The 22817-nt window shown below is 56.2% G+C and carries 19 protein-coding genes; 9 read left to right on the forward strand and 10 right to left on the reverse strand.

What is annotated here, in order from left to right; translation table 11 throughout:
* Window positions 1-3: 3 nt before the first annotated feature.
* Both dsbB and nhaB read right to left on the reverse strand, forming a co-directional pair.
* A complete protein-coding gene (dsbB, locus tag QRN24_RS08860; RefSeq protein WP_020883437.1) occupies window positions 4-534 on the reverse strand; it encodes a disulfide bond formation protein DsbB in 531 nt (176 codons plus the stop codon).
* Between the two features lie 143 nt (window positions 535-677).
* The gene (gene nhaB, locus QRN24_RS08865) at window positions 678-2216 is read right to left on the reverse strand and encodes a Na(+)/H(+) antiporter NhaB (RefSeq protein WP_020883438.1); all 1539 of its coding nucleotides are present in this window, start codon (window positions 2214-2216) and stop codon (window positions 678-680) included.
* Between the two features lie 201 nt (window positions 2217-2417).
* On the opposite strand from nhaB, the gene fadR reads away from it, so the two are divergent.
* Window positions 2418-3137 carry a fatty acid metabolism transcriptional regulator FadR gene (gene fadR / locus QRN24_RS08870; RefSeq protein WP_025203875.1) on the forward strand — a complete coding sequence of 240 codons (720 nt, stop codon included), beginning with the start codon at window positions 2418-2420 and terminating at the stop codon, window positions 3135-3137.
* Window positions 3138-3204: 67 nt separating this feature from the next.
* Here the strand turns inward: fadR and QRN24_RS08875 are convergent, their stop codons facing one another.
* On the reverse strand, window positions 3205-4737 hold the full coding sequence (locus QRN24_RS08875; protein ID WP_020883440.1) for a SpoVR family protein: 1533 nt from the start codon (window positions 4735-4737) through the stop codon (window positions 3205-3207).
* Between the two features lie 321 nt (window positions 4738-5058).
* Here QRN24_RS08875 and QRN24_RS08880 point away from each other — a divergent pair, with 321 nt between their 5' ends.
* Window positions 5059-6357 carry a D-amino acid dehydrogenase gene (locus QRN24_RS08880; protein ID WP_020883441.1) on the forward strand — a complete coding sequence of 433 codons (1299 nt, stop codon included), beginning with the start codon at window positions 5059-5061 and terminating at the stop codon, window positions 6355-6357.
* A 9-nt stretch (window positions 6358-6366) separates the two neighbouring features.
* The gene (gene dadX, locus QRN24_RS08885) at window positions 6367-7437 is read left to right on the forward strand and encodes a catabolic alanine racemase DadX (protein WP_025203876.1); all 1071 of its coding nucleotides are present in this window, start codon (window positions 6367-6369) and stop codon (window positions 7435-7437) included.
* Window positions 7438-7497: 60 nt separating this feature from the next.
* Here dadX and QRN24_RS08890 read toward each other — a convergent pair whose 3' ends face one another.
* Both QRN24_RS08890 and ldcA read right to left on the reverse strand, forming a co-directional pair.
* Window positions 7498-9231, reverse strand: coding sequence for a potassium/proton antiporter (locus QRN24_RS08890; RefSeq protein ID WP_014170573.1), 1734 nt, complete (start codon window positions 9229-9231; stop codon window positions 7498-7500).
* Between the two features lie 96 nt (window positions 9232-9327).
* Window positions 9328-10242, reverse strand: a complete 915-nt coding sequence (gene ldcA, locus QRN24_RS08895) for a muramoyltetrapeptide carboxypeptidase (protein WP_014170572.1) — start codon at window positions 10240-10242, stop codon at window positions 9328-9330.
* A gap of 107 nt (window positions 10243-10349) precedes the next feature.
* Here ldcA and emtA point away from each other — a divergent pair, with 107 nt between their 5' ends.
* Window positions 10350-10961, forward strand: a complete 612-nt coding sequence (gene emtA / locus QRN24_RS08900) for a membrane-bound lytic murein transglycosylase EmtA (protein ID WP_014170571.1) — start codon at window positions 10350-10352, stop codon at window positions 10959-10961.
* Between the two features lie 37 nt (window positions 10962-10998).
* Here emtA and ycgR read toward each other — a convergent pair whose 3' ends face one another.
* Window positions 10999-11730, reverse strand: coding sequence for a flagellar brake protein YcgR (gene ycgR / locus QRN24_RS08905; RefSeq protein WP_020883443.1), 732 nt, complete (start codon window positions 11728-11730; stop codon window positions 10999-11001).
* A 207-nt stretch (window positions 11731-11937) separates the two neighbouring features.
* Between ycgR and QRN24_RS08910 the strand changes: the two genes are divergently transcribed.
* Complete coding sequence (locus tag QRN24_RS08910; RefSeq protein ID WP_010432765.1) at window positions 11938-12192, forward strand: GlsB/YeaQ/YmgE family stress response membrane protein; 255 nt, start codon at window positions 11938-11940, stop codon at window positions 12190-12192.
* Between the two features lie 111 nt (window positions 12193-12303).
* Complete coding sequence (locus QRN24_RS08915) at window positions 12304-14406, forward strand: TonB-dependent siderophore receptor (RefSeq protein ID WP_284942622.1); 2103 nt, start codon at window positions 12304-12306, stop codon at window positions 14404-14406.
* A gap of 72 nt (window positions 14407-14478) precedes the next feature.
* Here the strand turns inward: QRN24_RS08915 and QRN24_RS08920 are convergent, their stop codons facing one another.
* Both QRN24_RS08920 and QRN24_RS08925 read right to left on the reverse strand, forming a co-directional pair.
* On the reverse strand, window positions 14479-16164 hold the full coding sequence (locus tag QRN24_RS08920; RefSeq protein WP_047955757.1) for an alpha,alpha-trehalase: 1686 nt from the start codon (window positions 16162-16164) through the stop codon (window positions 14479-14481).
* Window positions 16165-16526: 362 nt separating this feature from the next.
* Window positions 16527-17483: an AraC family transcriptional regulator gene (locus QRN24_RS08925; RefSeq protein ID WP_025203880.1), complete on the reverse strand. Its 957-nt coding sequence runs from the start codon at window positions 17481-17483 to the stop codon at window positions 16527-16529.
* Between the two features lie 115 nt (window positions 17484-17598).
* Between QRN24_RS08925 and QRN24_RS08930 the strand changes: the two genes are divergently transcribed.
* Window positions 17599-18786: an MFS transporter gene (locus tag QRN24_RS08930; RefSeq protein ID WP_032678410.1), complete on the forward strand. Its 1188-nt coding sequence runs from the start codon at window positions 17599-17601 to the stop codon at window positions 18784-18786.
* A 70-nt stretch (window positions 18787-18856) separates the two neighbouring features.
* On the opposite strand, the gene gap is transcribed toward QRN24_RS08930, so the two are convergent.
* Window positions 18857-19867 (reverse strand): type I glyceraldehyde-3-phosphate dehydrogenase, encoded by a 1011-nt coding sequence (gap, locus tag QRN24_RS08935; RefSeq protein WP_040017756.1) that lies wholly within the window; start codon window positions 19865-19867, stop codon window positions 18857-18859.
* Window positions 19868-19945: 78 nt separating this feature from the next.
* Window positions 19946-20926: a GlxA family transcriptional regulator gene (locus tag QRN24_RS08940; RefSeq protein ID WP_059305786.1), complete on the reverse strand. Its 981-nt coding sequence runs from the start codon at window positions 20924-20926 to the stop codon at window positions 19946-19948.
* A 165-nt stretch (window positions 20927-21091) separates the two neighbouring features.
* Here QRN24_RS08940 and QRN24_RS08945 point away from each other — a divergent pair, with 165 nt between their 5' ends.
* Window positions 21092-22063 carry a fatty acid desaturase gene (locus tag QRN24_RS08945; protein WP_284942623.1) on the forward strand — a complete coding sequence of 324 codons (972 nt, stop codon included), beginning with the start codon at window positions 21092-21094 and terminating at the stop codon, window positions 22061-22063.
* The gene (locus tag QRN24_RS08950; RefSeq protein ID WP_284942624.1) at window positions 22056-22808 is read left to right on the forward strand and encodes a phosphate/phosphite/phosphonate ABC transporter substrate-binding protein; all 753 of its coding nucleotides are present in this window, start codon (window positions 22056-22058) and stop codon (window positions 22806-22808) included. Before QRN24_RS08945 ends, QRN24_RS08950 begins: the two co-directional genes overlap by 8 nt.
* Window positions 22809-22817 lie beyond the last annotated feature (9 nt).

Consider the following 22817-nt stretch of genomic DNA (forward strand, 5'->3'; position numbering starts at 1 on the left):
TTTTTACCTGCCAAACAGGTCGCGTTTCTTGGGTTTGAACGGCTGTGCGATGAGCACCAGCAGCGCCACAATGAAGTAGGCCACAAAAATCCCCACCAGCCACTGCGGCATCTCAAGGCTCAGGAATTCCCACTGGCGCACAGAGCAGTCACCGGAAGCAACAAACACCTGCGGCAGCCATTTATCAAGCGGCAGCCAGCTCGGGAAGCGGGCGGCGAAATCACAGGTCATAAAAGGTGACGGATGCAGTTGCATCATGGTGTGCTGCCAGGAGAGCTCAATACCTTTCCAGGCGCTGTACAGCCAGATGGCAATTGCGGCATAGCGTAACGGCGATTTAGGGGCAATCGCACCCACCAGACCCGCACCCATAATGCCGAACAATGCACAGCGTTCGTAAATACAGAGTACGCAAGGCTGAAGTCCCATCACATGCTGGAACCACAGCGCGACCATTTCCAGCGCAAAGGCGGTCAGGGCCATTAACAACCACGCTCCGCGACCGCGAGAGCACTGGTTTAAAAATCTCAACATAATCATTTCCCTGGAACATGCTTAGAAAGCGCAGTGTAAACGAATTCGTTTTTCGCGCCACCTGTACCTGACGAAATAAAACGTAATTGGATGTTTATCGTGCGAAAAGGTAAACGGGCAGCAAGCTGCCCGATATATCAGGTTTACTGCGCGGCAAGTATACCCGCTTGTATCAACCATTGCGTACAGGGAATAAGGGTAATTTTGACGCAAAGCAATCCTACAAGCGTGAGCACCAGCGTATAGGGAAGCGCCATCCAGACCATTCGCCCATAAGAAAGACGTATGAGTGGAGCCAGCGCAGAGGTCAGCAGGAACAGGAACGCCGCCTGACCGTTGGGCGTCGCCACCGACGGCAGGTTGGTCCCGGTGTTAATTGCCACCGCCAGCAGTTCGAACTGTCCGGCGCTGATGACGCCTTGCTCCATGGCCGTTTTGGCCTCGTTGATGTAGACCGTGCCAACAAACACGTTATCCGAGATAGACGACAGCAGCCCATTAAACAGATAAAACAGCGAAAGCTGAGCATCCGGTGCCGCCTGCAAGACAAAGGTAATGATCGGCGCGAAAAGCTTCTGGTCGATGATCACCGCGACGACCGCAAAAAAGACGGCCAGCAGGGCGGTAAAGGGCAGGGCTTCCGTAAAGGCTTTGCCAATCGCATGCTCATCCGTCACGCCGGTAAAACTGGTGGCGAGAATAATCACCGACAAGCCAATTAAACCGACTTCGGCAAGATGAAACGCCAGCGCGGCGATAAGCCAGACGCCGATGACGCCCTGTGCAATAAGACGCAGCGTCTCCTGACGCGTCCGCTGGCTACGGCTTTGCTGGTCGAATTTCTGCAGTTCCTGACGCACGGGCGCCGGAATATGCGCACCATAGCCAAAGAGGCTGAATTTCTCCACCACTACACAGGTCGCCAGACCGCACACCAGAACCGGTATGCTCACCGGTGCCATTCGCAGGAAGAAATCACCGAAATGCCAGCCCGCAGCTTTAGCAATGATCAGGTTTTGCGGTTCACCCACCATCGTCATCACGCCGCCCAGGGCGGTCCCGACGCCGGCATGCATCATCAGGCTGCGCAGGAAGGCGCGGAACTGTTCCAGCACCTCGCGGTGGTCATTATCGACCTGGCTGTCATCAAGCAGGTCATCGCCGGGACGTGAAGAGGCCACCCGGTGATAAATACCATAAAACCCGACCGCGACGCTTATCACCACGGCGACCACCGTCAGCGCATCCAGGAAGGCTGAAAGAAATGCCGCAGCCACGCAGAAAGCCAGCGACAGGAGCGTTTTTGAAGGAATGCTCAGCAGCAGGCGGGTAAAAATAAACAGCAGCAGCTGTTTCATAAAGTAGATGCCGGCCACCATAAACATCAGCAGCAGAAGCACTTCAAGGTTTGAGGCCAGTTCTGCCTTTACATGCTCGGCGCTGGTCATGCCAATGACAACCGCTTCAATGGCCAGCAAACCGCCAGGCAGCAGGGGATAGCACTTCAGCGCCATGGCCAGGGTGAAGATAAACTCCGCGACCAGCAGCCACCCGGCAATAAACGGGTGCACAATAAAGATGAGAGGATTAACAACCAGGAACACCAGAAGTATCAGCTTGTACCAGTCGGGAGACTGGCCTAAAAAATTGCGCCATAACGCGCGCCCAAAAGAAATTTCCACGACAGACGTTCTTCCCCGTGAAGTAAAACAAAACATCAGTATACGCAAAAATCACGGTCTGGAGGGGGATTCGGCTGCAATGTAAATTTCATAAAAATGAAACGGCGATCCCTCTTTTCTCTCACTGCTGCGCTATCTGCCTCTGCGAGCCTCTGGTATGATGAGTGCAATTTGCTAAAGCTGTGTAATGGAAATCTCACTATGGTCATTAAGGCGCAGAGCCCGGCGGGTTTCGCGGAAGAGTACATCATTGAAAGCATCTGGAATAATCGTTTCCCTGCAGGGTCCATTCTTCCGGCTGAACGCGAACTCTCTGAACTGATTGGCGTCACTCGCACCACGCTTCGGGAAGTGCTCCAGCGACTGGCGCGTGATGGGTGGTTGACGATTCAGCATGGCAAGCCAACAAAAGTAAACAATTTCTGGGAAACCTCCGGGCTGAATATTCTTGAAACGCTGGCGCGCCTCGATCATGAAAGCGTGCCGCAGCTGATTGATAATCTGCTCTCCGTGCGTACCAATATCGCCACCATCTTTATTCGTACGGCTTTCCGTCAGCACCCGGAAGATGCGCTCCAGGTTCTGGCCAGTGCCAACCAGGTGGAAGATCATGCGGATGCGTTTGCTACCCTTGATTACAACATCTTCCGCGGCCTGGCGTTTGCCTCCGGTAACCCGATTTATGGCCTCATCCTTAACGGCATGAAAGGGCTCTATACCCGTATCGGCCGTCACTACTTTGCCAATCCGGAAGCCCGCAGTCTGGCGCTGGGTTTTTACCACAAGCTGAGCGAGCTCTGTTCCACCGGTCAGCACGATCAGGTGTATGAAACCGTGCGCCGCTACGGTCGCGACTCCGGTGAAATCTGGCACCGGATGCAAAAAACACTGCCGGGTGACCTGGCCATCCAGACCCGCTAAAAGAAAAAACCTCTCAGCTGAGAGGTTTTTTTTCGCCCTGACGCGGGCGTTTCGGTTCAGGCCGGCACTACAGCGTATTCATTCGCGTCGGGCAGCGCTCCAGCAGCTCCACGCTACCGTCTTCATTCTGCTGCTCCAGCAGCACGTCAAAGCCCCACAGGCGATGCACATGCTTCAGCACCTCTTTGCGCCCTTTATCCAGCGGGGCACGGTTGTGCGGGATGTAGCGCAGCGTCAGAGAGCGGTCTCCGCGGAGATCCACGTTCCATACCTGAATATTGGGTTCAAGATTGCTCAGGTTGTACTGGGAAGAGAGGCGAGAGCGGATCTCCCGGTATCCCTCTTCGTTATGAATCGCTGAAATTTCCAGGAAGTTGTTACGGTCATCATCCAGCACGGTGAAGAAGCGGAAATCGCGCATGATCTTCGGCGACATAAACTGGCTAATAAAGCTCTCATCCTTGAAATCGCGCATCGCAAAATGCAGCGTTTCCAGCCAGTCCGAACCGGCAATATCCGGGAACCAGTATTTGTCCTCTTCCGTTGGCGACTGGCAGATACGTTTGATGTCCTGGAACATCGCAAAGCCGAGGGCATACGGGTTGATGCCGCTGTACCACGGGCTGTTGTAAGGCGGCTGGAACACCACGTTGGTATGGCTGTGGAGGAATTCCATCATAAACCGTTCGGTGACTTTCCCCTCGTCATACAGATGGTTGAGGATGGTGTAATGCCAGAATGTCGCCCAGCCTTCGTTCATCACCTGCGTCTGTTTTTGCGGATAGAAGTACTGGCTGACCTTACGCACAATGCGCAGGATCTCACGCTGCCATGACTCCAGCAGCGGCGCATTCTTCTCCATAAAGTAGAGCAGGTTTTCCTGTGGCTCAGACGGGTAGCGGCGCGCCTCAGCGACAGCTTTCTCTTCTTCACGCTTAGGCAAGGTGCGCCACAGCATATTCACCTGGCTTTGCAGATACTCCTCGCGGCTTTTCTGCCGGGCTTTCTCCTCCTGCAGGGAAATTTTCTGCGGCCGTTTGTAGCGGTCTACGCCGTAGTTCATCAGCGCATGGCAGGAGTCGAGCAGTTTTTCCACTTCATCGACGCCGTAGCGCTCTTCGCAGTCGGTAATGTATTTACGGGCGAAGATCAGGTAATCGACGATCGAGCTGGCGTCCGTCCAGCTGCGGAAAAGATAGTTATTCTTGAAGAAAGAGTTGTGCCCGTAGCAGGCATGCGCCATCACCAGCGCCTGCATGGTAATGGTGTTCTCTTCCATCAGGTAAGCGATACACGGGTTGGAGTTGATGACGATTTCATACGCCAGCCCCTGCTGGCCGTGTTTATACAGCCGTTCCGTTTCAATAAATTTTTTACCAAACGACCAGTGCGGATAATTGATCGGCATCCCGACGCTGGAATAGGCATCCATCATCTGTTCGGAGGTTATGACTTCAATCTGGTGAGGATAAGTATCCAGGCGATAGAGTTTTGCTACCCGGTCGATTTCAGCGAGGTAGACATCCAGCAACTCAAAGGTCCAGTCGGGTCCATCGCTGAGACGTGTGTTGTCCTTGTTCAGGGAATCAATAGTAGCCATTAGCGCGCCCTCGTTGTGGGTGCTCTCTCTGTCTGGAGAGCCTCCTTTCAAGCATAGATCAACGTGTTAAAAAGCGTGCTGGAGCAGAAATTTTTTCTTTACGATTTCCCGTTTTCAATACGGTAAAAAAAGCGGTTCACGCAGAGTTTTATGCTGGTTAAAAATAACGCGCAGCAGGAGATCCCAAATAAGTCCTTTCCCCGCCAGTAGGGGAAGATGTGAGATAAGTCACCATAAAAAAGTCGTATGTTGAATAATATTTTCAACTAGGTTATCAATCTGTAATTAGAAGATTGTTCTTTTGCACATTATGGAGTGGCTATGCGTGTTGTCATACTGGGAAGTGGTGTGGTTGGCGTAACCAGCGCCTGGTATTTAAGTCAGGCGGGGCATGACGTTACCGTTATCGATCGTGAGCCAGGCCCTGCGCTGGAAACCAGCGCGGCGAATGCCGGGCAAATCTCTCCGGGCTATGCGGCACCGTGGGCGGCTCCCGGCGTGCCACTGAAGGCGATTAAATGGATGTTCCAGCGCCATGCGCCGCTGGCCATTAGCCTCGACGGCACGCAGTTCCAGCTTAAGTGGATGTGGCAGATGCTGCGCAACTGCGACACCCGCCATTACATGGAAAACAAAGGGCGTATGGTGCGTCTGGCGGAATACAGCCGTGACTGCCTGAAAACCTTGCGCGCCACCACCGGCATTGAGTACGAAGGCCGTCAGGGCGGTACGCTGCAGCTGTTCCGCACGGCGCAACAGTACGAAAACGCCACCCGCGATATCGCCGTGCTGGAAGATGCCGGTGTTCCGTATCAACTCCTCGAGGCCAGTCAGCTGGGACAGGTTGAACCGGCGCTGGCGGAGGTGTCCCACAAACTGACGGGCGGCCTGCGTTTACCCAACGATGAAACCGGCGACTGTCAGCTCTTTACCCAGCGTCTGGCGCAGATGTGCGAGCAGGCAGGGGTAACATTCCGCTTTAACACGCCCGTCGATAAATTGCTGTCGGAAGGCGGTAATATTTACGGCGTGAAGTGCGGCGAAGAGGTGATCAAAGCGGATGCCTACGTCATGGCCTTTGGCTCTTACTCCACCGCCATGCTGAAGGGCATTCTGGACATTCCGGTCTATCCGCTGAAGGGGTACTCCCTGACCATCCCGGTGAAAGAGGACAGCGGCGCCCCCGTCTCCACCATTCTGGATGAAACCTATAAAATCGCCATTACCCGCTTCGATAACCGTATCCGCGTAGGCGGCATGGCGGAGATTGTCGGCTTCAACACCGAGCTGCTGCAGCCGCGTCGTGAAACGCTGGAGATGGTCGTGGGCGATCTCTTCCCGCGCGGCGGTTTTGTCGAGCAGGCCACGTTCTGGACCGGTCTGCGTCCAATGACGCCAGACGGCACGCCGATTGTGGGCCGCACTCCGTTCAAAAACCTGTGGACGAATACCGGACACGGCACCCTCGGCTGGACAATGGCCTGTGGCTCAGGTCAGCTGTTGAGCGACTTGATTTCCGGTCGCACCCCGGCAATTCCGTTTGACGATTTAAGTGCCGCGCGCTATCAATCTGGGTTCACCCCCTCGCGTCCACAGCACCTGCACGGCGCGCATAACTAAGGAGTTGTCATGTCCCGTCCTGTTCTGGCTCAGCTGGACTTGCAGGCCCTGAAGGATAACCTGCAGATTGTTCGCCGTGCTGCGCCAGGTTCACGCGTCTGGTCGGTGGTGAAAGCGAACGCCTACGGCCACGGTATTGACCGCATCTGGAGCGCGCTCAGCGCGACCGACGGTTTTGCGTTACTGAATCTGGAAGAGGCCATTTTGCTGCGCGAGCGTGGCTGGAAAGGCCCTATATTATTGCTGGAAGGGTTCTTCCATGCCGACGATCTACCGTTGCTGGATAAGTACCGGCTGACCACCAGCATTCACAGCAACTGGCAGGTTAAAGCCCTGCAGGACGCCAGACTGCATGCTCCGCTCGACATTTATCTCAAGGTGAACAGCGGCATGAACCGCCTGGGCTTCCAGCCCGAGCGGGTACATACGGTATGGCAACAGCTGCGCGGCATCAAGAATGTGGGCGAAATGACGCTGATGGCGCACTTTGCCGACGCGGAAAAACCCGATGGCATCGCCGAGGCGATGGTGCGGATTGAGCAGGCGGCTGAAGGTCTGGCGTGTTCGCGCTCGCTCTCTAACTCGGCGGCCACGCTGTGGCACCCGGAGGCGCACTACAGCTGGGTACGCCCGGGGATCATTCTGTACGGCGCGTCACCGTCAGGGCAGTGGCAGGATATTGCTAACAGCGGCCTGAAACCGGTGATGACCCTGCGCAGCGAAATCATCGGCGTACAAACGCTGAAGGCCGGTTCCACGGTGGGCTACGGCAGCCGTTACCGGGCGACAGGCGAACAGCGAATTGGCATTGTGGCGGGAGGCTATGCCGACGGCTACCCGCGCATCGCTCCGACCGGCACGCCGGTGTGGGTGGATGGCGTTCGCACGGGTACCGTGGGGACGGTCTCAATGGATATGCTGGCGGTAGACCTCACGCCGTGCCCGCAGGCGGGGATTGGTTCACCGGTTGAGCTGTGGGGAAATGAAATTAAAATTGACGATGTGGCCGCTGCTGCAGGGACCGTTGGCTATGAGCTGATGTGCGCTCTGGCGCCGCGCGTACCGGTTGTGACGGTGTAACTATGCGATGTGCCGGGGGGCGATAATGCCTTCCCCGGCCAGTAAGACATGTCACCTAAACTACTCTGACTCTTCTTCCATCGGCCTTACGCCGACTTTGCGTACCGCGTTATCTTCTTTCTCGGCCACCGTCCAGATCATCCCGGCAAACTCGACTTGGTCACCAACAACGGGTGCTGCGCCAAGCAGTTGCTGGATAATTTCCCCCAGCGTTTGCTGCTTATCGCGATACTCCAGCCCTTCATCCAGACCGTAAATCAAGGCAACATCCGCAAATTTGGCGCTCGCTTCCAGAATAAAATCGCCGAAGAAACGCTGATCCAGCGCCACCGGTGGCGACTGGCTGAACAATTTACCCAGCGCGGGCAGGTCGCGCTCGCGGCCAATCACGCACAAAATATCCCCTTCACGCAGACGGGTGCTGCCGGTAGGGTGAAGCAGAACATTGTCGCGGAACAAGGCGGCAATCCGCGTTTCGGCGGGCATATGCAGATCGCGCAGCGACGCGCCCACGCACCATTTGTCTTCGCTAAGCTGATACACAAACTGTTCCCACGGGTTTTCCGGATGAATATCCAGCCCGACGCGGGAGACGGGCCAGCCAACGGGGGGGATCACCACTTTTGCCTTTTTCGCCGCCCAGCCGAGTGACGTGCCCTGGAACAGGAGTGAAATCAAAACAACGAAGAATGCGACGTTGAAGAACAGTCGGGCATTATCCAGGCCCGCCATCATCGGGAACACGGCAAGGATAATCGGCACCGCGCCGCGCAAACCCACCCAACTGATAAAGATACGCTCGCGCAGGTTAAAGCCGCGAAACGGCAGCAGGCCTGCAAACACCGACAGTGGACGGGCGAAGAAGATCATCCATGCCGACAGCATCAGCGCCGGCACGGCGATAGGCAGCAGGTCTGAAGGGGTAACCAGCAGGCCAAGCACCAGGAACATGCCAATTTGCGCCAGCCAGGCCAGTCCGTCGAAGTTCTGCAAAATGGCGTGACGGTTGCGAATAGGGCGGTTACCCATCAGGAAGCCGCAGAGGTAGACGGCAAGAATGCCGCTGCCATCCAGCGCGGTGGTGACGGCAAAAATCAGAATGCCGCCGCTCAGCGCCAGCAGAGGGTAAAGCCCGGCCGGAAGTGAAATCCGGTTGATCATCTGCTGCAGCAGATAGCCGCCGCCGAGGCCAAGAATAATCCCCAGACCAAACTGCTGCAGGATATGCCAGGCAAACATCCAGCTCAGCCCGCTTTCGTGCTGCTGGATCATCTCAATCAGCGTGATGGTGAGAAACACCGCCATGGGATCGTTACTGCCGGATTCAATCTCAAGCGTGGAGCCAACACGTTCGTTAAGCCCTTTACCGCCAAGCAGGGAAAAGACCGCCGCCGCATCGGTTGAACCGACAATAGCGCCAATCAGCAAGCCTTCCATGATATTGAGATGGAACAGCCAGGCGGCCATCATCCCGGTCAGGCCGGATGTGATTAATACGCCTACGGTCGCGAGCGACAGCGCCGGCCCTAAGGCGACGCGGAACGAGCTCGCCTGAGTGCGCATCCCGCCGTCCAGCAGGATCACTGCCAGCGCGAGGTTACTCACCATGTAGGCGAAAGGGTAGTTATCGAAAGGAATACCGCCGATGCCATCGATGCCAGCCAGCATGCCGATAGCAAGGAAAATAACGAGAATAGGTATGCCGAGACGCGATGAAAATGAACTTAATAATATACTACAGGTTACAAGCACAGAACCCAGAATGAAAAGGCTGATTATCGCTGCGGCATCCAATGTTGTCTTACTCCCACCTCAATGTTAACGCTGTTACTAAAACCCTAACATATTAACCACGGCAACAGCGTTTTATTAAGGGGTTTAACGGCTTTTTTATGCCTTTATGACCGGATGACCGCTTATTGTTAACCGACTGCCTGAATCATCATGTATCAGGGACGCATGTGCCCCCAGCGCAAGGGTTACGGTTTGTTGCTCATGGCCAAAATCCAGACCAGTGATAACCGGGATATCGAGACGGGAACGGATGAAATCAACCATCGTTTCAAGGGAGTAACCGGCGTCGTAATCATTGGGTGCCGCACCGCTAAAACTGCCCAGCACGATTGCTGACTGACGTTCAAGGATCCCGGCATGATAAAGCTGCAATAACATGCGCTCGACGCGGAACGGATGTTCGTTAATATCTTCCAGCACCAGAATGCCGTCTTCGATGTCCGGCAACCACGGCGTACCGATGAGCGAGACCAGCATTGCCAGGTTACCCCCCCAGAGTTGGCCTTCACAGGCCCAGTGCGGCCCCTGGCCTTGCCACGTTATGCTGTAGGTTGGGTTTCGCAGGGCGCGCCAGAAATGCTCAAGGGTAAACGCATCGAGCGCCGGCGCACCAAAATTTCCGGCCAGCATCGGGCCGCTGAAGGTAATGACGTTATGCAGCGCCAGCAGCCCAAGCTGGATCACCGTGAAGTCGCTGTGGCCGCATATCAGCAGCGGGTCCTGCTGTTGACGCTGCGCCAGACCTTGCCAGTCAATGCTCTCCAGTAACCGGCTCGCGCCGTAGCCCCCCCGCACCGCAAGCACGATCCGATCCTCACCCTTCAGGTTCACCAGGCTGTTGATATCATTCAGTCTCTGGGCCTCGGTTCCGGCAAAACGCTGCTGGCGGCGAGGGATAATCGTCTGATTTTCTACCTGGTGGCCGAAGCCCAGTAAGCGCTGAACGCCCCGTTGTGCCGCGTCCTGATTGATGCAGTAGCCCGACGGTGCGATAAGATGAAACTGAGACATGGCAATTCCTTGCTGAATGAGAAACTAATTGTCTATATCATGCCGCTTATACGCTGCCCGCTTCAAGGGGCGGCGCACTGCGATGACCGGCTATAAGGATAGATGACGTGAAATTGAGATGGTTTGCTTTTTTGATTGTGTTGCTTGCGGGCTGTAGTTCCAGACATGACTATCAAAATCCGCCCTGGAACCCGGAAGTGCCGGTGAAACGGGCCATGCAGTGGATGCCGATCAGCGAGCAAGCCGGGAAGGCATGGGGCGTCAGTCCGCGTCTTATCACCGCGATCATTGCCGTTGAATCCGGCGGTAATCCCACGCTTGTCAGCAAATCAAACGCAGTGGGGCTGATGCAGCTTAAAGCGTCTACCGCAGGTAAAGAGGTCTACCGCTACATGGGCTGGAGCGGTCAACCGTCGACCAGCGAGCTGAAGAACCCGGAGCGTAATATCTCCATGGGGACAGCCTATCTCAGCATTCTGGAGCATGGCGTACTGAAGGGCATCGACGACCCGGAAGTGATGCAATACGCGCTGGTGGTCTCTTACGTCAACGGGGCCGGGGCGCTGTTGCGAACCTTCTCCTCTGACCGTAAAGAGGCGATAGAAGAGATTAACGGCATGGACAAAGATGAATTCGTTGAACATGTGGCGAAAAATCATCCGGCACCACAGGCTCCGCGTTACATCTGGAAAGTACAGAAAGCGATGGATGCCATGTAATGCCGCAGGCGGGCGGCGGTCACGCTGCCCGTTTTCCTCACAGAACTTTATTCGCACGTTCCCGTGCTTCGCGCTCCAGTGCAAAGATAATGCGCTGCAGTTCGCGCTCTGAACCGGGTCCGACGTTCAGGAAGCGAAAACTCAGACGCGGCGTGGTAATCGTTTCGTTTTTGCTGTCCACCACCTTACGCTCGCTGATGGCAATCAACTGGGCATCAAAATAAAACCGTCCCCAGCCGGCCATATCCAGTTCAATTTGCGAGAATCGCATGCCTTCGACCAGTCCGTCAGGTTTCGGCGTATCCATCAGCGCGCCCATACCGCCCAGCGACAGGTCGAAGAGGCGGAAGCGGAGCTCTTTTTTGTCCGGCATTTTAGCCTTACAAAAATAGGCAGGGTGGAGGGGGGCGCTGATGCGGAAATATTCCCGGCGCTGCACAAACCACAGGTTGGCAGGCAGTGGTGTGACAAACGCGGGAAGACCCTGGTATTCGCTCATTTCGAGGCGCGGGAGCACAAATTCCACTTTTGCACCGTGGGTCTCTGCCATCACCGCGAGTTTCTCTGCTTTCAGTGCGGCGCGGTTTTCATACTCCTGACTGCCCAGATCGATAACCAGTCGCTCCTGCGAGACGTCGAGGATCTTGCTGATGAACTGATTGTTTGACCAGCTGATGCGCAGCGGCACTTCACCTTTTTGCAGGTCACGCAATACCCCTAATACAGCCAGCGGATTTTGCTTGAGGAACTGCTCACTGTAATTACTCACGCCGGATGGCTCCTTGATAGATGACAGACTGTCTTTGCGTTATCGGCACTGCACAATGAAACTTAATACAAACCGATGAGTTTTTTTTCAGATTGCAGAGAAGATAAGTCGGTGAGATGAAATTAGTTTTCCAGGGATGACCTATACTTAAGTTACCTGCGCAGAAGGTTTTCTGCGCATGCATTAAACCTGCAAGAGGGCATCGCTATGGGTATTATCGCCTGGATTATCTTTGGTCTAATTGCTGGCGCTATCGCTAAACTTATCATGCCGGGAAATGATGGTGGCGGCTTCATACTGACGTGTGTGCTCGGTGTCGTGGGGGCGGTTGTAGGCGGCTGGCTGGCGACGATGTTTGGCTTTGGTGGCAGCATCAGCGGTTTTGACCTGCACAGTTTCCTGGTGGCTGTCGTGGGTGCCATTGTGGTGCTGGGCATTTTCAGGTTACTGCGACGGGCATAACTTCACTAAAACGGCTCTCAAGGAGGGCCGTTTTTTTACGTGCATATTGATTTGCTAATCGAAATGATAATAATTGTCGTTCCTGATTACATTTAATCACAAGACGACTTTATGAACCCCTCTCGTTTCACGTTATGCGCGTTGGCAGGAGCCGTGACGCTGGCATTGCAGGTACAGGCGTTTGCCGAAGAATCAACCATCGTAGTCACGGGCTCAGAGCAGGGCAGCGTACTGCCCGGCTGGACGAACAGCGCAACAAAATCAGCCGTTGCCGAGAGTAAAACCCCGCAGGTGATCAATACCCTGTCGGCACAGGAAATCGATAAACGTCACGCGAACTCCGTGAATGAGATCCTGCGCTATGCACCGGGTGTGTCGACCGAGGTGCGCGGAAACACCTCCTACATGAGCGAATATAAAATTCGCGGATTTACCGTCGATCAGGAGTTCTACAACGGGCTGCAGTTACCCTATAACGTCACCGGCAATACCAAAGCCCGCATCGATCCGCTGTTGGTTGAAAGCGTTGATATTCTCAAAGGTCCTTCATCGGTACTGTACGGCGGTGCCTCGCCGGGTGGGCTGGTGAATATTCAGAGTAAAAAACCGCAACAAGCCGCACGGACCGAACTGGGCTTTAACACCGGCAACCGTAACCTGAAAGAGGGGTATCTGGATTCGACCGGGCAAATTGCCGATAGCGACTGGAACTACCGTCTGCTGGGGAAAGCGACGGAGAGTGACGATCAGCCGCACACCTCCCGGTATGAAAACTACCTGGTTGCGCCGTCTGTCACCTGGCAACCGGACAACAAAACGCGCCTCACCCTTGATGCGCTGGCGCAAAACTCCCCAAGCCTGACGCCGTCTAACCCGCTGCCGCTCGCCTGGCTGCGTTCGAAATATGCGGGCAAGCGAGATTATGCCGGCGACGAATGGAGCGGGTTTAAACAGCGCCAGTGGATGCTGGGTTACAGCTTTGAACATGAATTTGACAGCGGCTGGGGCTTTAACCAGAAGGCGCGCTATTTTGACATCGATACCCACCAGCGCAGTATTTATGCAACCGGGCCGGGCAGTGAAGTCAATCAGCTTAACCGCTTTGCCTACACCACGGATGAAGATCTCCGGAGCTTCAACATTGATAATCAGGTGACCAAAACCGTTGCGCTGGGTAAGTGGAAACACCATCTGCTGGCCGGGTTTGATTACCAGAAGCTGAATTCCCACTTCCACTACCGCTATGCCTCGACAACACCGGGGATTGATATGCGCAATCCGGACTATTCACAGGTCCATGAGGATGCGCTGGGGCTGTATACCGCGCAGAAAAACCGTCTGAGCTATCAGCAGAATGGGTATTACCTGCAGGATCAGGTGGAGTTTGGCGGCTTAAATCTGTTGGGCAGCCTGCGCTATGATGATTATCGCTCCGTCACCACCGATTATCTGCATAACGGCGACAAGGCGTGGGTATCGCAGGATCGTGTTACCAAACGACTGGGCGCGCTCTACGCCTTCGACAACGGTCTCTCTCCGTTTGTCAGCTATTCAGAAGGGTTTGCCCCGGTCTCGCCGCAGGGAACCCTGACGGCGAAAGAGGTCAAGCCGACCACCAGCAGGCAAGTGGAGGGCGGGGTGAAATATCTGCTGGCAGAGTACGCCACCACCTTTACCGCCTCAGTGTTTACTATTCGCCAGAAGAATGTCGTTACCTCCGATCCCGGCTTCCTGAACTATCGTCAGACCGGCGAAGTGGAGTCTAAAGGGGCGGAGTTGTCTGTGATTGGCCGTCCGACAGACAATCTGAACCTGATTGCCAACTACGCATACACTCACGCCATCAATACGCAGGACGATAAGTATCAGGGCAAACGCCCTACGCAGGTGCCGGAAAATGCATTCAACCTGTGGGGGGATTACACCTTTGAGAATACGCCACTGAAAGGATTGATGCTGGGGGCCGGGGCGCGCTACACCGGGCCGATGGAGATTTCACCGGCGAACGACGCGGGTAAACTCGGTGGCACCACGCAGTACGATCTGGCGGCATCCTATCGGATGGGCGAAATTCTGCCTTCGCTTGAAGGGCTGACCCTGAAAGCGAGCGCGCAGAACATCACCAATAAAGAGACGTTGACCTGTTACGATGCGACCAACTGCTGGATTGGACGTGACCGAACCTATCAGTTAGGCGCGAGCTACAGCTTCTGATGCCCTGTTAAACCCCGTAAGACGGCCCATTCACCCTCTCCTGGCGGGAGAGGGTGAGGGAATGAGGCCGCTTTATTGCGCCGTACTTTTCGCCGGTGCGACAGCATCGTTTGCCGCCGGCTGATTCTCCGGCACGCTGTCGCACGGTTTCTCTTTCGGACAGACCAGATCCAGCATTTTCAGCGTCACGCCGTTGCTCCAGCCGAAGCCATCCTGCAGCGGATATTCACCGCCACCGCCCCCTGTACCGGTACTCGAAACGTCATACTTCTCTACCAGCTTCTGTTCGCGGTCATAGGTATGCTGAACATTTTTCAGGAAGCGCCAGGTCACATCCATTGCCACCTTATCCTGCCCGTAATTCTGCAACCCCTCTGTCGCCACCCATTGCAGCGGTGCCCAGCCGTTAGGTGCATCCCACTGCTGGCCGCTGTTGATGGTGGTGGTGGAAATGCCACCCGGTTTGAGCAGGCGTGACGATGCCGCTGCAGCGACCTTATCAGCGCGATCCTGCGAAGCCGCCTTCACATAGAGCGGATAAAGTGCGGCTGCCGTAAGCTGATTACGTACCTTTTTACTCTTAAGATCGTAATCCGCGTACCAGCCCTCTTTATCATTCCACAGATGGCTCTCGATCGCTTTCTGACGCGCGGTCGCCAGCGCGTCATACTTGCTGGCAGCGGAGGTATCGCCGGATGCCTGGCTTGCCCTGGCCAGCAATTTTTCCATCTTAAACATCAGGGCGTTAAGATCGACAGGCACAATGCTGGTGGTGCGGATCGTGCCCAGTTTTTGCGGATCGTCCATCCAGCGGGAGCTAAAGTCCCACCCCGAGGCGGCCGCTGAGCGTAAATCGCGGTAGATCTCCGTGGCCGGTCGGTTAGGATTGCTTTTAGCGGTGGTCATATCATCGAGCCAGGATTCAGGACGCGGCGTATCGCGGTCATCCCAGTAGCGGTTGAGCACTGAGCCATCGTCCAGCTTCACTACACGTTTGTTGGCTTGTCCGGCCTGCAGCGTGTCGGCCCCCTCCATCCAGTAGGCGTACTCTTTCTCCATTTGCGGACGGTATTTCTTCAGCGCATCGCTGTCATGGGTCGCCAGCAACTCGACCATCAGCGCGAAGAACGGAGGCTGGGAGCGGCTCAGGTAGTAGCTACGGTTGCCGTTCGGGATATGTCCCCAGCTGTCCAGCTCGTAAGCGAAGTTGTCCACCATATCGCTGATTTTGTCCCAGTGGCCACTCTCAGCCAGCCCTAACATGGTGAAATAACTGTCCCAGTAGTAGACCTCGCGAAAACGTCCACCAGGCACGACATAGGGTTTAGGCAGCGGCAGAAGGGAATCCCACTTATTACTCGCTTTATCGGTGGTGCGGGTCAGTACGGGCCAGAGGTCATCAATGTGTGCACGTAAAGTTTGCCCGGCTGGCGGGACGTATTTTTCACCCTCCGCTGGCAGCGTAAAGTTCATTTCCACAAAGTGCTTCAGATCGAAGCCAGACTGGGTACGCTGCATCCGATAATCCGCCAGAATCATCAGCGGATCGCTTTTCGGCACGGCGTCAGCAAAGGTCTTTTGATCGGGAAACAGTTTGGCACTTTGCACATCATTAAAGAGAGGACCAAGTAAAATATCGGGGGAGCTTGTCTGGGTGGTGAGTTGTTCTTCCGCATAACCCCATGTTGTCACACCGAGTAACGCGCCGCCCAAAGCCAGGTGCAAAAGAGCAGGGCGTAGTGTACGAGGTCTTATCATCGGTTCATCTCCTGTATTCGCTGAGCAGCGTTGCCGCTGTTATCAATCACCTGAAAACCTTAGACGAATATTGGCCGCTTCGCGTGTCGAATATCCCATTTTGCGCATAACCAGACAATTTACCGTCTGGTTATGCGCCGGAAGGGATTGGGAGAATTTGCTATCTCGATGAAAGGTAATTCTTTTTTATGATAAATAATTATATTGCTTTTAATTTAATCAACGGGCGCAAATCATGGCGCGATAATAATATGCGCGGAATGCTCTTTTATTCCGGAATAGCGCAAGGTGCTCCCTTAGCACGCCCCATAATTAAATCGCGAAAGGCGACTGGCAAAAAATACGCAGCGCTAACGCCTGGCTCAGACCTCTTCCGGGGTCTGGCTGGTCTCGCGCAACGTGCCCGGCGCATGCCCAATAATGCGCTTAAATGCCCGACTGAACGCGGCCAGTGAACCGTACCCCAGACGCAACGCGACGGTTTCAATAGGCTGGTTTTCGTGGCGGATGTACTGAATGGCCAGCCGCATCCTCAGTTCGCTGAGATATTTTGCCGGTGTGGTTCCCGTGGCCGCCAGAAAACGTTCAGCAAACACGGAGCGGGAAGTGCCCGCTTCTTTCGCCAGATCCGCCACGCTCCAGTTCAGGCCTGGCTGCTGATGCATGGCGTAAATGGCCCGGCTCAAACGCGGGTCGCGCAATACCTGCACCCAGCCGGTAGCTTTGCCGCAGCCACCTTCAACCCAGCCACGTACGATCAACGCGGCCACCACGTCGGCAAGTCGCGCGAGGATCCCGGCGAAACCGGCCTGGCGGGTCATTGATTCCCGCTCCATCGCTGCCAGCAGCGGATGAATTTCCGGCCATGTGGACATCAGCCGGCTCACCATCATCACTTCCGGCATCGCCTTGATCAGCGGCTGCATCCCGCCCAGTTCAAAATCCATGCATCCACTGAAGATGATGGTGTTCTCGCTTTCAGGACACGGCTCACAGGTGATCGCACAGACCGAACCGCAGATAGGCTCGCTGGGGAATGCACTGACCGGGGTAATGCTGGCGTGCTCGTCAGAGAGCAGGGCATGGGCGTTGCCGTTCGGGATAAAAAGGGCGTCGCCGCCATTCAGCGTGAAGGTGGCGCCACTCTCCATACGCAAAAGGGCGCTGCCGTGGCTGACAAAATGGAACTGGGCTTTGCCGGGCGCCTGGTGAAACGCCACGCCAAACGGCGCGCTGGCCTCAATTCGACGGTATTTCACGCCCGACAGGCGCATGCCGTGCAAAAGTTCGCTAATCAAATCGGGTGACTGAGCGGTCATGACGCAACTCCGGACGGATAATCAATAAGTGGAGATTATATGTCATAGATCGTCCAGGGTGAACCCACTATGCTTTTGCGACAGTTGTCACATTTTTATAACGGGAGAACAACAGATGAATTCATGTGTCGTGGCGAGAGAGGCGGTCACGCCTGCAAAACCCGCCTGGCGAGCCGTCTACTCACTGGGGCTCGGCGTATTCGGCCTGATCACAGCAGAATTCCTGCCCGCCAGTTTGCTGACGCCGATGGCCGCGAGCCTGGGGGTGTCCGAGGGGATGGCCGGACAGGCGGTGACGGCCACTGCGCTGGTGGCGCTGGTCACCGGGTTGCTCATCACGCCGGCCACCAAAAATATCGACCGTCGCTGGGTATTGATGTTCTTCTCGGTGCTGCAGATCATCTCCAGCCTGCTGGTGGCCTTTGCGCCCACGCTGCACGTCCTGCTGATGGGCCGGCTGTTGCTGGGTGTGGCGATCGGGGGATTCTGGGCGATGTCGACCGCCACGGCGATGCGCCTGGTGCCCGCCGATAAAGTGCCGAAAGCGCTGGCGGTGATATTCTCCAGCGTCTCGATTGCGACGGTGGTGGCGGCGCCGCTGGGAAGCTATCTGGGTAGCCTGATTGGCTGGCGTAACGTCTTTATTCTCTGCATTCTGCCGAGCATGCTGGCGCTGCTGTGGCAGCTCTGGGTACTGCCGTCCATGAAGCCGGAAAGCAGCGGCAGCCTGAGTACGCTGTTCCGCGTGCTGCGTCGTCCGGGGATGATTGGCGGCATGCTGGCGACCATTCTTATCTTCAGCGGCCACTTTGCCTTCTTTACCTACCTGCGTCCGTTCCTTGAAACGGTGGGGCAGGCGAGCGTGGAGAGCATCTCGCTGATCCTGCTGGGCTTTGGGATTGCCAACTTCATCGGCACCTCCGTCGCCGGGCATCTGCTGGCGCGTAATCTGCGCCTGACGCTGGCACTGGTACCGTTCGCGATGGGCGTGCTTGCTCTCACCATGGTGGCGTTTGGTCATCTGGCGATGCTGGACGGGTTACTGGTCGCGCTGTGGGGCTTTGCGTTTGGTCTGGTACCGGTGGGCTGGTCAACGTGGCTTGCCACCACCGTGCCGGATGAAGCCGAAAGTGCGGGTGGTTTGCTGGTGGCCTCTATCCAGCTGGCGATAAGCGCCGGTGCGGCAGTGGGTGGTGCTGTATTCGACCTCAACGGTGCCAGCGGCGTCTTCGCGGGCAGCGGTTTCCTGCTGGTGACAGCCATGGTAATTGTGTTTATGGGCGTGAAAGTCAAAGCAGAGTGACGAACGCGTGCCCGGTCAGCGAAAGGCTACCGGGCAGCGATACCCACTCAGAGTGGGAACGGGGGGAAGGTTACAACCCTTTCTTATCCATCAGCACCGCCAGATCCACCAGACGGTTTGAGAATCCCCATTCGTTGTCATACCACGCCAGGATCTTCACCATTTTGCCGCCAATCACGAGGGTGGAGAGCCCGTCGATAATTGACGAGCGCGGGTCGCCCTGATAATCACTGGAAACCAGCGGTTCATCGCTGTAACCCAGAATGCCTTTCAGGGGGCCACTGGCAGCGGCTTTCCGGAAGGCGTCATTCACCTCCTCGGCGGTAACGTCACGGCTCAGGGTTACCGTCAAATCCACAATCGACACCACCGGAACCGGCACGCGCAGGGAATACCCGGTCAGTTTACCGTCAAGTGAGGGGATCACTTTCCCCAGCGCTTTCGCCGCACCGCTGGAGTAAGGCACAATCGACAGCGCTGCCGCACGAGCACCGCGCAGATCCTTCTCTGGCTGATCGTGCAGTGCCTGACTGTTGGTATAAGCGTGCGTGGTGTTCATCAGGCCATGCTCAATACCGAACTGCTGATGCAAAACCTGAGCGGCGGGGGCCAGGCCATTGGTCGTACAACTGCCGTTACTCACTACGTAATGCTGAGCCGGATCGTACTGTTCATGGTTGACGCCCATGACCACCGTCAGGTCATCGTTTTTGCCGGGGGCAGAGATGATGACGCGCTTAGCCCCACCGTGCGTGATATGCACGGCTGCTTTTTCCCGCTCCGTAAAGAAGCCTGTGGCTTCTATAACCACGTCAACGCCGGCATCACGCCACGCGATATTCGCCGGATCGCGTTCGCTAAAGACGACGATCCGCTGGCCATCGACCTGCAGCGCACCGTCCGCGGCTTCAACGGGAGCCGGCAGCGTGCCGAGAAGGGAATCATGTTTGAGCAGATGGGCGAGGGTTTTGCTGTCCGTCAGATCGTTAATTGCCACAATCTGCACATCCGGGTTACCCAGCGCCGCGCGCAGGAAATTACGTCCGATACGGCCGAAACCGTTAATGCCGACCTTAACCATAGTGCACTCCTTATCTCTGTTGTCTGGAGTCACTGTAGGCGTTAGGCCGGATGGCGTAAACGACAAAAAAGGATCACATTATGCCATTTTGCGACAGTGGAAGCGCTGACGATACTCGCCAGGCGTGAGGTGGAGTTGTTTCTCAAAGACGCGACGCAAATTGATGCTGCTGCCAAACCCGCTCTGCTCAGCAATGCGTTCGAGAGGGTAGCTAGTCTGTTCAAGCAGTTGCCGGGCGGCGGCAAGGCGTGCTTCGGTGACATAACGCGCCGGAGAGGCGCCTGTTTCACGGGTGAACACGCGGGTGAAATTGCGCGGGCTCATCGCCGCTTTTTGCGCCAGATTTTCCACGCACAGGTCAGCGGTCAGGTTCTCCAGGATCCAGGTTTGCAGGTCGCTTATCGGGCCGGAGGTGCCGGGCTGCTGAAGATTATAGCGACTGAACTGCAGCTGCCCGCCGGGGCGGCGCAGATACATCACCATATCCTGCGCCACCTCGCGAGCGAGGGTAAAACCGTAATCATCTTCCACCAGCGCCAGGGTCAAATCAAACCCGGAGCTAACCCCACCGGAGGTCCAGATGGGACCGTCCTGAATATACAGCGGGCCACCTTCCACATGGATGGCCGGGTACTGGGTTTGCAGGGTCTCCAGCAGCCGCCAGTGGGTGGTCGCCCGGCGTCCATCAAGCAGGCCGGTCTGGGCCAGCAGCATCGCGCCGCCGCAAATGGAGGCTATCCGCCGCGCGTGTGGCGCAGCCAGGTGCAGCCAGTCCACCACCGCCGTGCTCTCCTGCTCGTTCATTCCGCGTCCGGTGATAATAATCGTATCAAGCGGTTCACGCGGATCCAGCTCCGGCAGGCGATAATCCGCCAGCAGATTCAGGCCGGACTGGCCGTGGATCACCTGGTGAGGCTGGGTGGTGGCGATGATAATGCGGTAACAGGGATGGGCTAGGCCTTCCGGATGCAGCCGGTTCGCCTGCATCAGAATGTCTGCGATACCGGCGGCTTCAAACAGCATGCCGCCGTCAGGGACGATAATCAGGATCTTCTTCATGTCCTGAAAAGTACCTTTATTGCAAAATAAGTCAAGCTGCGAACGAGAGGGAGATCTCGCGCTGCCCGCGTTTCTGGCAAAGCAAAGCGATATAAGTTCTTTGTTATTTCAGGCGTTTTCCCCGATCGTCAGGGCATTCTCTCTGGCGAAACGGCGTCTGAAGGCATGGGTAAACGAAGCTCCCTCTATTTACATCCGCAACAACGCGATCAAATTCACCACCTCGCCTCGGGGTTTTTGTGGCGAAGCGAACTGCCCACGTGGATCGTCATCATCACCCTTTACAGTGGCTGGTTTGCCACGCTGGCGTACTGGAAAACGCTGGGATTGCTGCCCGCCACGCTGCTGCTCATCGGATTTACCGCCTGGTATATGTCACTCCAGCATGAACTGATCCACGGCCATCCCACGCGCTTTGCCTGGCTTAACGCGCTGTTTGGCACGCTTCCGCTGGCGGTGTGGTATCCGTATGGTCTGTACCGGGACTCTCATCTTGCCCATCATCGCCACGATAGCCTGACGATCCCGGTGGATGACCCGGAGTCGTACTATTTTACCGAGGAGAGCTGGGCACGCTTTTCGCCCTGGCACAAGCGCGTGATCCATGCACGGAATACCTTCTGCGGCCGGCTGTTGCTGGCACCGCTGCTGGATATCCTGCAGACGCTGGCCAGTGCCGTGACGGCGTTTCGCCATCTTCACCTGCGCGCAATGGCAATGTGGCTCGTCCACGCGTCGCTGCTGGCAGCGCTGTTTGCCTGGATGATGCACAACGGTTTCTCACCCGTCTGGTTTGTGCTGGCGGTAAGTTATCCGGCGCTGGCGCTGACTAAAGTGCGCTCCTTCTATGAACATCGCGCGGCGGATGATCCGCTGGCGCGTTCTGTCATCAACGAAGCAGGGCTGTTCTGGCGGGTGCTGTTTTTAAATCTTAACTACCATTCAGTCCATCACGATTTACCGGGTGTTCCGTGGTATGGGCTAAAAAGCGTCTATCTGCAAAACCGGGCGGCGTATCAGAAGCGTAACCATGGTTTTCTGGTCAGGGGTTATAGTGAATGGATGCGACAGTTTTGGGGGCGGGCGGTCAACGTCACCGCTCACCCAGGGCGTCAACACGAGGGAAGTCATGAGTAACCCGCTGGCGTTTCCGATGTATGCCATTAATCGTGCCGACACGGATGCCCTCTGGCGAGCGGTACAGCACCTGCTTGCCGAACGCGGCGTGCCGGTGAGCGAAGGCGTACCCGATGATTCTCTGCTGGCCCACTGGCAGCAGCCCGGGCTTGTCCTCAGCCAGACCTGCGGCTACCCGCTGATGACGCAATTGCCGGACGTACAGGTCGTGGGCTGTTTTCACTACCAGGCGCCGGGCTGCGAAGCGTTTTATTACCGTAGCCTTCTGGTGACGCGCGCCCAGAAGCGTACCCGGACACTGGCTGATTTTCGCGGCCGATGGGCGGTATGCAATTCTGCGGATTCGCAGTCCGGTTATCACGCGCTGCGAAAAAAAGTGGCGCCACTTGCACCCGATGGCCATTATTTTGCCCGGACGACCTTTAGCGGCAGCCATCGCCAGTCGCTAATTGATCTAAAAGAGGGTATGGGCGATATCGCCGCTATCGACTGCGTGACGTACGCGTTACTGCAGCGTCATGAACCGGCGTTGCTCGACGGGCTGGCGGCGATCGACAGTACTCCCCTGACACCCGGGTTACCGCTAATTACCGCGCACAACACATCCCCTGAAACGCTTAGCGCTATCTGTGATGCGCTGAACACGCTGGTGAATGCCCCGCAATACCGGGACGTTTGCAAGGCGGTGCTGATCGGCGGGTTCAGTGTGGTGACGCGTCAGTCTTATTCAGTGTTGCTCGACTGACGCGTTATC

The sequence above is a fragment of the Enterobacter sp. MEB024 genome (genome assembly GCF_030209635.1).
Lineage (GTDB): Bacteria > Pseudomonadota > Gammaproteobacteria > Enterobacterales > Enterobacteriaceae > Enterobacter > Enterobacter ludwigii.